Source organism: Novosphingobium sp. SG751A, assembly GCF_013149295.1.
Taxonomy (GTDB): Bacteria; Pseudomonadota; Alphaproteobacteria; order Sphingomonadales; family Sphingomonadaceae; genus Novosphingobium.
This window is the reverse complement of the sequence record NZ_JABGCB010000015.1, coordinates 95,797-109,002: the sequence shown is the minus strand read 5'-3', so window position 1 is coordinate 109,002 and position 13,206 is coordinate 95,797. Positions and strand designations below refer to the sequence as shown.

Here is a 13,206-nt window from a genome sequence, read left to right as displayed (position 1 = left end):
ACCGATGGCGGGTGCCTTTGCCGATCTGGCGCAAGCCCCCGCCGCGGCCCGGCTCGAATGGCCTTCCTTCGAGCCGGTGCGCGCCGGTATGCCGCAATTGTGCCGCGCGGGTCTGTCGGAAAACTGGCTGCTCAAGGCCTGCGGGCATCGCCACTGGCTGGCGCTGGCCGCCGCGCATGGGATGGAAACGCCCGATTTTCGGGGAGCCAAGGGAGAAAGGCTCTATCCCGCCTTTGTCGCGGTGGATGTGGCGGGCCGGGGCGCGGGACTGGGCAGCGTGGGCGAGAATGACATGCTTGATTTCGCCCTGCGGCTGGAACGGAAGGGGCGGACGCGGTTTCGCAGCCGGATCAAGGTTTTCGCCAATACGCGCCCCGTCGCCACGGTGGAAATGACCTCGATCTTTGTCCATCGCGCCGTTCCGGGGGTGAACCGTTCGGCCACGCGGGCGATGGTGGCGCGGCCTTGCGGCCTGCTGCCTGCGCAAGGGCTGAAGGAGCCACCCTTTCGCCCCGATGGCTGGGAGGCGATGCTGGGTTTTACGCGTGGCGAGCGGGCCGAACTGGCGCGACTGGTGCTGGACCCATCGCCGCATGAGGATTTCAACAGGGCGGAATTTCTCTATTTCTCCGCCTTTCAGGCCATGCTCGACCGGGCCGAATGGAGCTGGTTTCGTCAGCCCGCGCCGTTGTTTGTCACCGAAGGGCGGCGGATCTTCTATCTGGGCAATGCCGAACTGGGCGACCGGATCATCATGGTGCTATGCGGCACAAACATCCATGACAAGGGCCGCGACCATTGGGTCGAAATGCGGCGCGAAAGCGATGACAAGCTGATTGCGGTGGCCTTTTCCCTGCGCCGCCCAGGGATTGCGCGGTAAATGCTCGCTCATAGGGTCTATAAAGGCGGGCCATCCAGACGCGCGCCATAGACTGCCTCGCCGCCCTGTTTGTCCAACGCGTTCAGACGGAATTGCAGACTGTCGGTGCGGGTCTGGGCAGGTGACAGGACATAGACGCGGAGGGCCTTGCTCTGATCGGCGGGGATAACGCGCTCAAGGCTGGTCGAGGCTCTGGTCTTGTCCATATCCTCGCTCCACATGACCATGCCGCGCGCGCCCGCAATGCTCAGGCGCATCGGGCGCGGGCGCCCTTCCATATTGCGCCATTTGACCAGATAGGCGTTGCGGATCGAACCGTCGCTCATCACCATGAAGGGCGGGTTGCGATCCTTGGCGACCGAGATGGCCAGACGCGGGCGCATGGCCAGCGCAAAGAGCAGCCCTGCCCCGATGGCCAGCCACAGCGCCAGATAGGCCAAGCTGCGCCCCCGCCAGATGGTCGTGGAGGCGGCCAAACCTTTGCGCCCGGCCTCATCGGCCTCGAGCGTGGAATAATCGATCAGCCCGCGCGGGCGGCCGAGCCGCGCCATCACCCCATCGCAGGCGTCGATGCACAGCGCGCAGTTGATGCAGGCCATCTGCGCCCCATCGCGGATGTCGATGCCGGTAGGGCATACCGCCGCGCACAGGCCGCAATCGACGCAATCTCCGCCCCCGGTTTTGCCCCGCTCCTCGCCGCGCCAGTCCTTGTAGGTGACGAGCAACGAGCGTTCATCGAGCATGGCCGACTGGATGCGCGGCCATGGGCACATATAGAGGCAGACCTGCTCGCGCATGAACCCGCCCAGCCACAGCGTTGTGCCCGTCAGGATCAGCACGGTGGAATAGGCGATGGCCGAGGCTTGCCCGACAAAGAACTCATGCCAGAGCCGGGGCGCATCGGCGAAATAGAGGATGCATGCACCGCCCGTGGCAAAGCTGATGGCCAGATAGATCGACCATTTGGCAAGGCGTCTGGCGATCTTGCCCGCATCCCACGGCTGCGCCGCCAGACGCATCTGGGCGTTGCGGTCGCCGTCGATCAGTCGATCAACATGCTGGAACAGATCGGTCCACACCGTTTGCGGACAGGCATAGCCGCACCATGCCCGCCCCACCATCGTGGTCAGCAAAAACAGGCCGATGCCCGCCATGATGAGCAAGCCCGCCACGAAATAGAATTCCTGCGGCCAGATCTCGATGGCGAACAGATAGAAGCGGCAGTTGACCAGATCGATCAGCACCGCCTGATCGGGCGCGCCCGGCCCGCGATCCCAGCGTAGCCATGGCGCAAGATAATAAAGCGCCAGACAGGCCGCCATGATCGCCCATTTCATCCGCCGGAAAGGACCGTCCACCGCGCGCGGATGGATGGCCTGCGTTGCGGCATGTAGCCTTTTGGGCTCGGCGACAGGCTGCATTTTCCCGGCGCGGCCCTTGGGGCCACGGGGCTTGAGGTCAACATTGGACATGGAAACAAACTCCACTCAAGCCCCGCGCGGGGGAGGGGGGCGGATAGGGTCAGAGGTCAGTCACGGTTGCGGGCCGCAGCGATGGTCATCTGGGTCGGGCTCATGTTGTGATTGGCGTTATACATGACCCAGAGCGAGCCGCTGACCACGATGCCGATCAGCATGGCGGTCATCAGGAAGATGGCGGTGTTGCCGCGCTGGCCCTGACGGGGGCCCAGGTGGAGGAAGAACACCAGTTGCACGATCAGTTGCGCCACGGCGAGAAGCGTGATGGCGGGCAGGACCGCCCCGCGCGGCACCGCGCCCCCCATCACCGCGCCAAAGGCCAGCGCGGTAAGGATCAGCGAGAGCAGGAAGCCCCACAGGATCGAGGCGGCGGTGCCATGAGAAGAGGTGTGGGCCATCAGACGGCTCCTCGCAGATAGACGAAGGTGAAGACGCAGATCCAGACCAGATCGAGGAAGTGCCAGAACAGCGAGAGGCAGGCGAGGCGGCGGCGCACCATCGCGTCGATGCCAAAAACCGAAAGCTGATGGATCATCACCGCCAGCCACAGCAGCCCCGCCGTGACATGCAGCCCATGCGTGCCCACCAGTGTGAAATAGGCCGAGAGGAAGGCGCTGCGCTGGGGCCCCGCCCCCTCGGCGATGAGGGCGGCAAATTCATGCAGCTCCATCGCGATGAAGCCCGCGCCCAGCAGCCATGTCAACACCAGCCATTGGCGCAGGGCGCGGCGGTCTTCGCGCTCCATCGCCAGCATGGCAAAGCCGAAAGTCGCGCTCGACACCAACAGCAGCAGCGTTTCCCAGCCGACATAGGGCAGATCGAACAATTCGCGCCCCTCCGGCCCGCCCGCCACATTGCCCGCCAGCACGACGAAGGTGGCGAACAGGCTGGCGAAGATGAGGCAATCGCTCATCAGATAGATCCAGAAACCCAGCGTGGTCCTGGACCCGTCATCGTGGTGTGCGCTCATGGGCGGGCCTCCTGCATCAGGGCGTAACGGGCCTTTTCGATCTGTTCGACCTGCGCGGCAGGCACCCAGTAATCGGTGTCGCGGTCATAGCTGCGCGCGATGAAGGTGCCGATCATGCCGAAAAGCCCCAGCGCGGCCAGCCACCAGATGTTCCAGATGACGGCAAAGCCAAGGACGAAGGCAAAGGCGCTGATGATGAAACCGGCGCCGGTGTTGCGCGGCATATGGATGTCCTCATAGGCGGCGGACGGCACCCATGCGCGGCCCGTTTCCTTGTCCTCCCAATGCTGCTCCAGCGAGGTGATCGTGGGCACATGGGCGAAATTGTAGAAGGGCGCAGGGCTGGCCGTAGACCATTCCAGGCTGCGCGCGTTCCACGGGTCGCCGGTGGTGTCGCGGTTCTTCGCACGGTCGCGGATCGAGACGGCCAGTTGCACCAGGATCGCCAGAATCCCCAGCCCCACAAACACCGCGCCCACCAGAGCCACCAGCAACCACGGCTGCCAGCTCAGATCCTCGTAATGGTTCATGCGCCGCGTCATGCCCATCAGGCCCAGCACATAAAGCGGCGTAAAGGCCAGCCAGTAGCCGATCAGCCAGAACCAGAAGGCCACCTTGCCCCAAAACTCGTTTAGGGTGAAGCCAAAGACCTTGGGGAACCAGAAGGTCATGCCCGCAAGGCAGCCATAGACCACGCCGCCGATGATGACATTGTGGAAATGCGCCACCAGAAACAGCGAATTATGCAACATGAAATCCGCGCCCGGCACCGCCAGCAGCACGCCCGTCATTCCCCCCACGGCAAAGGTGACCATGAAACCGATGGTCCAAAGCGTGCAGGAATGGAATTGAATGCGCCCACGAAACATCGTGAAGAGCCAGTTGAACAGTTTGACCCCGGTGGGGATCGAGATGATCGAGGTGGTGATGCCGAAAAAGGCGTTCACATTGGCCCCCGACCCCATGGTGAAAAAGTGGTGCAGCCAGACGAGGAAGGAAAGCAGTCCGATGGACGAAGTGGCGTAAACCATCGAGGAATAGCCGAACAAAGGCTTGCGCGAGAAAGTGGCGATAACCTCGGAATAGACGCCAAAGGCCGGCAGGATCAGCACATAGACCTCTGGATGACCCCAGACCCAGATCAGGTTGATATACATCATCGCATTGCCGCCGCCTTCATTGGTGAAGAAGTGCATGTCGAAGATGCGGTCGACGCTAAGCATGGCGAGCGTGGCCGTCAGCACCGGGAAGATGGCGACGATCAGAATATTGGTGATGAGCGAGGTCCAGCAGAACACCGGCATCTTCATCAGATCCATGCCCGGCGCACGCATCTTCAGGATGGTGACGACGAAATTGATCCCCGCCAGCGTCGTGCCAAGGCCGGAAATCTGCAGCGACCATATGTAATAATCGACGCCTGTGGTCGGGCTATATCCCATTTCGGACAAGGGTGGATAGGCCACCCAGCCCGTGGCCGCGAAATCGCCCACCCACATCGAGACCATCACCAGCACCGCGCCAAAGGCCGAGAGCCAGAAGCCCAGCGAATTGACAAAGGGATAGGCCACATCGCGCGCGCCCAGTTGCAGCGGCACGACCACATTCATCAGGCCAAGGATAAAGGGCGTGGCCACGAAGAAGATCATGATGACGCCGTGCGCGGTAAAGATCTGGTCATAGTGATGCGGGGGCAAGAAGCCGGGATTGGCGCCAACGGCCATGGCTTGTTGTGCGCGCATCATGATCGCATCGGCAAAGCCGCGCAGCAGCATGACAAGGCCAAGGATGAAATACATCACCCCGATCTTTTTATGATCGACCGAGGTGATCCATTCGCGCCACAAATAGGCCCAGAGGCGGAAATGCGTGAGCAGCGCCACCATGGCCAGACCGCCTAGCGCGACAGCCGCGCCCGTGCCCATGATGATCGGTTCGTGCCACGGAATGGCGTCGAGAGTGAGTTTTCCTAAAAGCATGGCTCAGTTCCTTTCGCCCATGGTAGCGGGCGGCAGACACAGGGCGCGCTTGGCCTCCTGCGCCGACATGCGGCCGATCATGAATGTGTTGACCGTCCGGTCGAAAAGTCCGGGCTCGACATGGGCATAAAGCGCGGGCGCGTTGGCCGTGGAGGGCCGGCGCAGCGCGTTATAGGCGGCAAGGTCGAGGGGTTTGGGGGCCTTTGCGGCCTGCACGGCCCATGCGGTGAAATCGCTTTGGCCCAACGCGCGGGTCTTGAAATGCATGTCGGAAAAGCCCTTGCCGCTGAAGGCTGCCGAGCGGCCGTCGAAAGTGCCGGGCGCATCCGCGATCAGGTTCAGTTGGGTCTGCATCCCGGTCATCGCGTAAATCTGGCCGCCGAGGCGGGGGATGAAAAAGGAGTTCATCATTCGCTCGGCCGTCAGGCGGAAATGGACCGGGTGGCCCGCTGGAATGGTCAGTTCATTGACGCTGGCCACGCCCAGTTCGGGATAGATGAAAAGCCATTTCCAGTTGAGCGCGACCACCTCGACCTCAAACGGCTTTTGCGCGGATTTGAGCGGTTTATACGGGTCAAGCTGGTGCGTGCTGACCCAGATGATCGAGCCGAGCGCGATGATGATCGCGCAGGGGATCGTCCAGACCACCAATTCGATGGTCATCGAATGCGCCCATTTGGGTTTATAAACGGCGGCCTCATTCGTCTCGCGATAGCGCCAGGCGAAATATAACGTCAGACCGATCACCGGGATCACCACCAGCAGCATGAGGCCGGTGGAGAGCAGGATCAGGTCGCGCTCCTGCGTCGCGATATGGCCCTTGGGGTCGAGCAAGGCCCAAGGCGCACAGCCGGAGAGCAGCGATAAAAGCGGAATGATGGCCAGCAAACGTCGGCCACCAGACGGGCGGGAAAGGATTGGCAAGGATCATCCCCTTTGCAAACGGCGCGCAAGGCACGTCGGGAATCGGAAGCGATTGTATGTATCGCAGGAATTGACGGCAGCGCAGTTGCCATCAATTTTCACAGAGTCAAGATTGATCGCATGCAATCATTAGGCGGCATGACGCTTCACATCCCACTTCAGCGCATCCCGAACCTCGATCAGCGCGGCGATCAGCGCCTCGACATGCTCCCTTGTATGGAAAGGCGTGGGCGTCAGCCGCAGCCGCTCCTGCCCCCTGGGCACGGTGGGATAGTTGATGGGCTGGGCATAGATGGCGTGGGTGCTGAGCAGCCGGTCGCTGATCGCCTTGCAAAGATGCGCCTCGCCCACGAGCAACGGGACAATATGGCTTTGCGTGGCGCCCAGACTGAACCCTTCCTGCCGCAAACGGTCGAGCAGATAGGCCGCGATCGCCTGTTGGCGCATCCGTTCCAGCGAGGACAGCTTGAGATGCCGGATCGCCGCCACCGCCCCTTCGGCCAGATGCGGAGGCAGCGAGGTGGTGAAAATGAAACTGTCGGCGCAGGACCGGATCAAATCGACCACAGGAGCGCGCCCAGCCACGTAACCACCCATCACGCCAAACGCCTTGGCCAGCGTCCCCTCAATCAGCGTCAGGCGATGGGCCAGCCCTTCACGCTCGGCAATACCGCCGCCGCGCGGGCCGTAAAGCCCCACCGCATGGACCTCATCCAGATAGGTCAAGGCGCCGTAACGGTCTGCCAGATCGCAGATTTGCGCGATCGGCGCGACATCGCCATCCATCGAATAGACGCTTTCAAAGGCGATGATCTTGGGCCGATCAGGGGCCACCGAGGCCAGCAATTCCTCCAGATGCGCCACATCATTATGGCGGAAAATGAACCTTTCAGCGCCCGAACGGCGGATGCCCTCGATCATCGAATTATGGTTCAGCGCATCGGAAAAGATCGCGCAATCATGCAGCACCCGCCCCAGAACCCCCAGCGCCGCCAGATTGGAAATCCAGCCCGAGGTGAACACCAGCGCGGCTTCCTTGCCATGCAGATCGGCCAGTTCGGCCTCCAGCGCGACATGGGCGTGATGCGTGCCGGAGATGTTGCGTGTGCCCCCTGCCCCCGCGCCATGGGCGTCGATAGAGCGGTGCATGGCGGCCAGAACATCGCCATGCTGGCCCATGCCCAGATAGTCATTGCTGCACCAGATGGTGACGCGGCGCTGGCGCTCTGCCCCGGCGCGCCAGAGCGCCTGAGGGAATTCTCCGGCGAGTCGCTCCAGTTCGATGAAGGTGCGATAGCGCCCCTCATGCCGCATACGCCCTACAATTTGCTCAAATTTGCCGACATAATCCATACGAACGCCTCACATGTGCTATCGTGACGGGATGCGGCGCCCCATAATGCTTGCATCGAGCGCTTGCAACATACAATATACATATATATGGATAGAAGCATGGCAGAGAACGAAACAGGCAGAGATATTGAATGGACGCCGCAGATGGTCAAAGGGGCCGCTCCGCTCTATCTGGCCATTGCCGATGCCATTGAAGCCGACATCCGCGCCGGCGCCCTGCGCCATGGCGACCGCCTGCCCCCGCAGCGTGCGCTGGCCGACCGGCTGGGGATCGATTTCACCACCGTCAGCCGCGCCTATGCCGAGGCACGGCGGCGCGCTCTGGTCGAGGGGCGCGTGGGCATGGGCACCTTTGTTCAGGCCCCCGGCGCAAAATCCCCCCCGGCCGCATCGGCGCCCGCTTCCGCCCCGGCGTCGGGCATCGTCGATCTGACGATGAACTTTCCCCCGCGCATGGCGGATGCCGCTTTGACCTCGCGCCTTTGGGCCGAGGTGGCCGGGCTGGAAAACACCGGCGGCATGGACCTTCTGCTGCGCTATCAGGAGGTCGGCGGCACCCGCGCCGACCGTGAGGCGGGTGTGCAATGGCTCGGCCCATGCCTGCCCGATCTGGCATCCGACCGGCTTGTCATCACCCCCGGCGCGCAAGGGGCGCTGCTCGCGCTGCTCACGCTGCTCAAACATCCCGACCGGCCCGTGGCGGTCGAGGCGTTGTGCTATCCCGGTTTCCGCTCGCTGGCGGGCCATATGGGCACGGGGCTGGTGCCGGTGGCAATGGACGGGGACGGGCTGATCCCCGAGGATCTGGACGCGCAATGCGCGCGCCACCGCCCAGCTCTGCTTTGCTGCACGCCCAATTTGCACAATCCCACCACCGCGACGATCCCGCTGGACCGGCGCGAGGCGATTGCCGACATCGCGCGCAAGCACGATGTCATCATCCTTGAGGACGACGCCTATGGCAGGCTTGCGGGCAATGGCTTGCCCCCGCTGGCCGCGCTGGCGCCCGAACGGACCTACCATATCGCCAGCCTTTCCAAGGCCTTGGCCCCGGCTCTGCGCATGGCCTATGTCGTCTGCCCGGATGCGCGGGGCGCGGCCCGGCTGACGGGGGCGGTGCGGGCGACGACCTCAATGGCCTCGCCGCTGGGCGCGGCCATCGCCACGCGCTGGATCGAAACGGGCTTGGCCGAGCAGACATTGGCCGCCATTCGCGCCGAGACGGAGGCCCGCCATGCCCTTGCCCATCACCTGCTGGGTCAGGACGGCCTGCGCGGCGATCCGCGCGCCTATCATGCATGGCTGCCGCTCGACCATGGCTGGAGCCGGGGCGATTTCGCCTCGCGCCTGCGTCAGGCGGGCATCAGCGTCGTGACCAGCGACGCCTTTGCCGTTGGCCCCGCGCCCGAAGCCCTGCGCATCGGCTTTGCCGCCCCGCTCGAGCGCGCCACGCTGGAAACCGGCCTGCGCGAAATTGCCGATTTGGCCTGTCAGTCGCCCACGCTGGCCAATCTGATCGTATAGGACCCCAAGCCATGACCGAAGACAAAAGCCTGATCGCCGCCCGCGCCGCCGCCGCCCAATATCTGCGCGCGCAGGGCTATGGCGCGGATGCCGCCTATGTCGAGGCGGGCCAGTCCGACGACACGCGCGAGGTGCAGATCGCGCTGGCCATGCACAAGATCCTTTATGTCGCCCCCACCCCGCCCACCAAATACAAGGGTCGCCGCCTTGTCGGCGAGGAGTGCTGAGGCCATGAGCCAGTTCTGGAGCGATCTGGTCCACCGCCTTTCGCCCTATGTGCCGGGCGAGCAGCCGCGCGTTGAGGGCCTTATCAAGCTGAACACCAATGAATTGCCCTTTGGCCCCTCGCCCGCCGTGGCCCCGGCGATCGAGGCGGCTGCGCGCGCGGGGTTGCAGCTCTACCCTGATCCGCAGTCGGGCGCCTTGTGCCAGGCTTTGGCGGCCTATCACGGGGTTGCTCGCGACCATGTGTTCGTCGGCAATGGTTCGGACGAGGTGCTGGCCCATGCCTTTGCCGGTTTGCTCAAGCATGACGCGCCGCTGCTGTTTCCCGATATCACCTACAGCTTTTATCCCACCTATTGTCGCCTGTTCGACATCGCCTATGAACCCGTGCCGCTGGACGGAGAGATGCGCATTTCGGTCGAGGATTACCGGCGCCCAGCCGGAGCGGTGATCCTGCCCAATCCCAATGCGCCCACAGGGGTGGGGGTGGGGCTGGATGCGGTCGAGCGGCTGCTGGCCATGCATCCCGATGCCCCGGTGGTGATCGACGAGGCCTATGTCGATTTCGGCGCCCAGAGCGCCCTGCCCCTGATCGCGCGCCATCCCAATCTGCTGATCGTGCGCACCATGTCGAAATCGCGCGGGCTGGCGGGGCTGCGCGTGGGCTATGCGCTGGGCCAGCCCCATCTGATCGAAGCGCTGGTGCGGGTGAAGGACAGTTTCAACTCCTATCCGCTCGACCGTCTGGCGCAGGCCGGGGCGCTGGCCTCGCTGGGCGACGAAGCCTGGTTTCAGCAAGGCCGGGCGGCGATCATCGCAAACCGCGCGCGGCTGGTGGCGGGGCTGGAGGGGTTGGGCTTTGTCGTTCTGCCCTCTCAGGCCAATTTCGTCTTTGCCCGCCATGGCGCGCGCGGCGGGGCCGAACTGGCGCAGGCCTTGCGGGCGGAAAAGATCCTTGTGCGCCATTTCAACGCGCCCCGGATCGAGGATTTCCTGCGCATCACCGTGGGCGATGCCGATCAGGTGTCCGCGCTGCTGCAGGCGCTTGGGTCTATTCTGGCGGGTTAAGGCCCTGCCATACATCGGCCAGCAGGCCGCGCAGCCATTGCGAGATCGGATCGGCATCACCATCGCGCCGCCAGCACAGCCTCACCTCATAGGGGGCGAGCGTCAGCGGCGGCGCGAATGTTGACAGTCCCGTTGAACGCGCCAGCGCCCGCGCGGCATGGCCGGGCAAGGTCGCAATCCAGCCCGAGTCCTGCAAAAAGGGCGGCAGGGCGGCAAATTGCGTCAGCGCGGTGATGATCCGCCGCTTGCGGCCCAGATCCTGCAATGCCTCATCAATGATGCCGCTGCGCCCGGAAAAGGACACCAGCACATGCGGCAGCGCAGTGTAGCCCTCCAGCGTCAGCGGCAGATGGGGCGCCAGCGCATCGCCATCGCCAAGGCACAGGTAGGAAGAGCGGCCGATGGCCTGATGGCGGATGGTTTGTCCCCTCCCCCTGCCGCCCGCGATCATCGCCATGTCGATCTCGCGCGATTCCAGCATCGCGGCGGCGGTCTGGCTGTTGCATTGGCGAAAGATCACCGAGGCTTGCGGCGCCTCAGCCAGCAGGCGGCGGACCAGCGCGGGCCCGCAGGCCAGCATGAAGTCATCCGACATGCCCACCACCAGCGCCCGCGCGATCCCGCCGGGCGCAAAAGGCGGCAGCGGGGCCAGCGCCTCGCTCATCCGGTCGAGCGCGGCGCTCAGCACCGGAGCCATGGCGATGGCGCGCGGGGTCGGCTCCATGCCCATGCGGCTGCGCACAAAGAGCGGATCCCCGGTGATCCCCCTAAGTCGCGCCAGAGAGCCGCTCAGCGCCGACTGGCTCAGGTTCAGGCGGAGGGCGGCCCGCGACACGCTGCGTTCCTCCCATATCGCCAGAAAGCTGGTGGCGAGGTTGAGATCGAGACGAGCAATATCGTTTAGACCGATAATCTTGTTCATGAAATGTGGTTTGCCTGATGATTGGGCTTTACGTCAAATGGCGCCGGTCATCTGCAAAGGATTTTTCATGCCTCAACATCGCGTCGCCGTCGTTCAGGCCGGCAGCCAATTGTTCAACACCCCCCTCACCCTCGACCGCATGGCCGCCCATTGCGAGGATGTGAAGCGGGAGGGCGCGGAACTGGCGGTCTTTCCCGAAGCCTATATCGGCGGCTATCCCAAGGGGCTGGATTTCGGCGCGAGGATCGGCACCCGCACGGCCGAGGGGCGCGAGGACTATCTGCGCTACTGGCGCGCGGCCATCGAGGTGGACGGGCCGGAATGCCGGATCATGGGCGGTTTTGCCGCCGAGATGAAAGCGTATCTGGTGGTCGGCGTGATTGAGCGCGAGGGCGCGACGCTATATTGCTCGGCGCTGTTTTTCGGACCTGATGGCGCATTGATAGGCAAGCATCGCAAGCTGATGCCCACGGCCAGCGAACGTCTTGTCTGGGCGCAGGGCGATGGCTCCACCCTGCCCGTCATTGAAGCGCCTATGGGGAGGATCGGTTCGGCAATCTGCTGGGAAAATTACATGCCGCTGCTGCGCCAGACGATGTATGCCAAGGGCGTCGATCTGTGGTGCGCCCCAACCGTCGACGAGCGCGAGATCTGGCAATCCTCGATGCGTCATATCGCCTATGAAGGGCGGATGTTCGTGCTCAGCGCCTGCCAATATATGACCCGCGCCGATGCGCCCAAGGACCATGCCGGTTTTGTCGAGATGGCTCAGGATACGGAGTTGATAAAAGGCGGCAGCATGATCGTCAGCCCGATGGGCGAGATTTTGGCCGGGCCTCTGCGCGGGCGTGAGGGCGTGTTGGCCGCAACCATCGATATGGAGGATGTGGTGCGTGCGCGCTATGATCTGGATGTGGCGGGCCATTATGCGCGGCCGGACGTATTTTCACTGCATCTGGATGCGGCCCCCAAACCGCATCTGCATCTTGATCGGTCAGCCTAGGCGGTCGCCAAGCCGGGCGATCAGATCCATCTTTTCGTGCAGGATGGCCAGCACCAGCGCCGGGCCATCCTCACGGCTCAGACAGAAGACATAGTGATGCCGACATCGCGCCATACGCAGACCCTTATGCATGGCGCCCATATCACGATAGGCCCCCTGCCCTGCCGCCAGTCGAGCGATGCCCTGCTCCAGGCTCTCCATATAGGCGCGCACCTGCGCATCGCCCCATTGCTGGCGAGTATAGCGCAGGATCGAGCGGACATCCTGTTCCGCCGCGCTGGTCAGAACATAGGCAGCGCTCAAGAAGGGTTGCCTGCGCCCAATTCCTCATCGACAATCGCGCCGATGCTCTTGGTGGAAAGCTGCCCGTTGAGCCCTTGTTCGATCCGTTCGCCCAACAAGGTTTGCAATTCGCCCCACGCCGCCTCGCTGTCCTGCGGAAACAGGCGTTCGAGCGCATATTGCCTGACCGTCTTACCATGCAGAGCTGCCAGCGCCTTAAGGCTCTGGTGCTGCTGGCTGGTGATGTCGATGGTCAGACGGCTCATGGAAACCTCGATAGGGGCGTGGTTGGGACAGGATAGCGTCGTAATCGGTTTTTGGCCATAGATCTGATGCTCAGGCTCTTTTCTCCTTTTTGAATCAACAATCAAAATTCCCGCCGCAGGCGGCGCATTAGGGAGTTATCTATTAGATTAAAAAGTTAAAGAGGCCGCCGGAGAGAAAAAGGTGAGGTTTTTTGCCGAGTCGCAGCCTGTGGATAGAATCTGAAAACACGAAGAATGCGATCTGAAAACACGATGATCCGATTCTAAAAACACGTTGGTTCCGATCTGAAAACACGTTGCCGGATTTTGAGCCTGTGGATAAGCCGGGGAAG

At 63.2% G+C, this 13,206-nt stretch carries 14 protein-coding genes; 5 read left to right on the top strand and 9 right to left on the bottom strand.

Going from position 1 to position 13,206, the window contains the following annotated elements; translation table 11 throughout:
• Positions 1 to 4 precede the first annotated feature (4 nt).
• Positions 5 to 880: a Pnap_2097 family protein gene (locus tag FHW96_RS19395; RefSeq protein WP_172342237.1), complete on the top strand. Its 876-nt coding sequence runs from the start codon at positions 5 to 7 to the stop codon at positions 878 to 880.
• A gap of 17 nt (positions 881 to 897) precedes the next feature.
• Here FHW96_RS19395 and ccoG read toward each other — a convergent pair whose 3' ends face one another.
• The 6 genes from ccoG to hemA all read right to left on the bottom strand — a co-directional run bounded on the left by ccoG (position 898) and on the right by hemA (position 7,584).
• The gene (ccoG, locus tag FHW96_RS19390) at positions 898 to 2,301 is read right to left on the bottom strand and encodes a cytochrome c oxidase accessory protein CcoG (protein WP_172342267.1); all 1,404 of its coding nucleotides are present in this window, start codon (positions 2,299 to 2,301) and stop codon (positions 898 to 900) included.
• Between the two features lie 107 nt (positions 2,302 to 2,408).
• On the bottom strand, positions 2,409 to 2,756 hold the full coding sequence (cyoD, locus tag FHW96_RS19385; RefSeq protein WP_172342236.1) for a cytochrome o ubiquinol oxidase subunit IV: 348 nt from the start codon (positions 2,754 to 2,756) through the stop codon (positions 2,409 to 2,411).
• On the bottom strand, positions 2,756 to 3,328 hold the full coding sequence (cyoC, locus tag FHW96_RS19380) for a cytochrome o ubiquinol oxidase subunit III (protein WP_172342235.1): 573 nt from the start codon (positions 3,326 to 3,328) through the stop codon (positions 2,756 to 2,758). Before cyoC ends, cyoD begins: the two co-directional genes overlap by 1 nt.
• Positions 3,325 to 5,307 (bottom strand): cytochrome o ubiquinol oxidase subunit I, encoded by a 1,983-nt coding sequence (gene cyoB / locus FHW96_RS19375; protein WP_172342234.1) that lies wholly within the window; start codon positions 5,305 to 5,307, stop codon positions 3,325 to 3,327. Before cyoB ends, cyoC begins: the two co-directional genes overlap by 4 nt.
• A 3-nt stretch (positions 5,308 to 5,310) precedes the next feature.
• A complete protein-coding gene (cyoA, locus tag FHW96_RS19370) occupies positions 5,311 to 6,195 on the bottom strand; it encodes a ubiquinol oxidase subunit II (protein WP_253951080.1) in 885 nt (294 codons plus the stop codon).
• A gap of 165 nt (positions 6,196 to 6,360) precedes the next feature.
• Complete coding sequence (gene hemA / locus FHW96_RS19365; protein ID WP_172342232.1) at positions 6,361 to 7,584, bottom strand: 5-aminolevulinate synthase; 1,224 nt, start codon at positions 7,582 to 7,584, stop codon at positions 6,361 to 6,363.
• 99 nt (positions 7,585 to 7,683) lie between these two features.
• Between hemA and FHW96_RS19360 the strand changes: the two genes are divergently transcribed.
• From FHW96_RS19360 to FHW96_RS19350, 3 genes are read left to right on the top strand one after another with little or no spacing between them, the layout of a single operon-like run.
• Positions 7,684 to 9,108: a PLP-dependent aminotransferase family protein gene (locus tag FHW96_RS19360; RefSeq protein WP_172342231.1), complete on the top strand. Its 1,425-nt coding sequence runs from the start codon at positions 7,684 to 7,686 to the stop codon at positions 9,106 to 9,108.
• An 11-nt stretch (positions 9,109 to 9,119) separates the two neighbouring features.
• Positions 9,120 to 9,335 (top strand): hypothetical protein, encoded by a 216-nt coding sequence (locus tag FHW96_RS19355; RefSeq protein WP_172342230.1) that lies wholly within the window; start codon positions 9,120 to 9,122, stop codon positions 9,333 to 9,335.
• 4 nt (positions 9,336 to 9,339) lie between these two features.
• On the top strand, positions 9,340 to 10,401 hold the full coding sequence (locus tag FHW96_RS19350) for a histidinol-phosphate transaminase (RefSeq protein WP_172342229.1): 1,062 nt from the start codon (positions 9,340 to 9,342) through the stop codon (positions 10,399 to 10,401).
• Here FHW96_RS19350 and FHW96_RS19345 read toward each other — a convergent pair.
• The gene (locus tag FHW96_RS19345; RefSeq protein ID WP_172342228.1) at positions 10,385 to 11,323 is read right to left on the bottom strand and encodes a LysR family transcriptional regulator; all 939 of its coding nucleotides are present in this window, start codon (positions 11,321 to 11,323) and stop codon (positions 10,385 to 10,387) included. The two genes, FHW96_RS19350 and FHW96_RS19345, sit on opposite strands and share 17 nt — an antisense overlap.
• A gap of 67 nt (positions 11,324 to 11,390) precedes the next feature.
• On the opposite strand from FHW96_RS19345, the gene FHW96_RS19340 reads away from it, so the two are divergent.
• Positions 11,391 to 12,326, top strand: coding sequence for a carbon-nitrogen hydrolase family protein (locus FHW96_RS19340; RefSeq protein WP_172342227.1), 936 nt, complete (start codon positions 11,391 to 11,393; stop codon positions 12,324 to 12,326).
• Here the strand turns inward: FHW96_RS19340 and FHW96_RS19335 are convergent.
• Positions 12,318 to 12,629, bottom strand: a complete 312-nt coding sequence (locus FHW96_RS19335; protein ID WP_172342226.1) for a type II toxin-antitoxin system RelE/ParE family toxin — start codon at positions 12,627 to 12,629, stop codon at positions 12,318 to 12,320. The genes FHW96_RS19340 and FHW96_RS19335 overlap by 9 nt on opposite strands.
• On the bottom strand, positions 12,626 to 12,874 hold the full coding sequence (locus FHW96_RS19330) for an antitoxin (protein ID WP_172342225.1): 249 nt from the start codon (positions 12,872 to 12,874) through the stop codon (positions 12,626 to 12,628). Before FHW96_RS19330 ends, FHW96_RS19335 begins: the two co-directional genes overlap by 4 nt.
• Positions 12,875 to 13,206 lie beyond the last annotated feature (332 nt).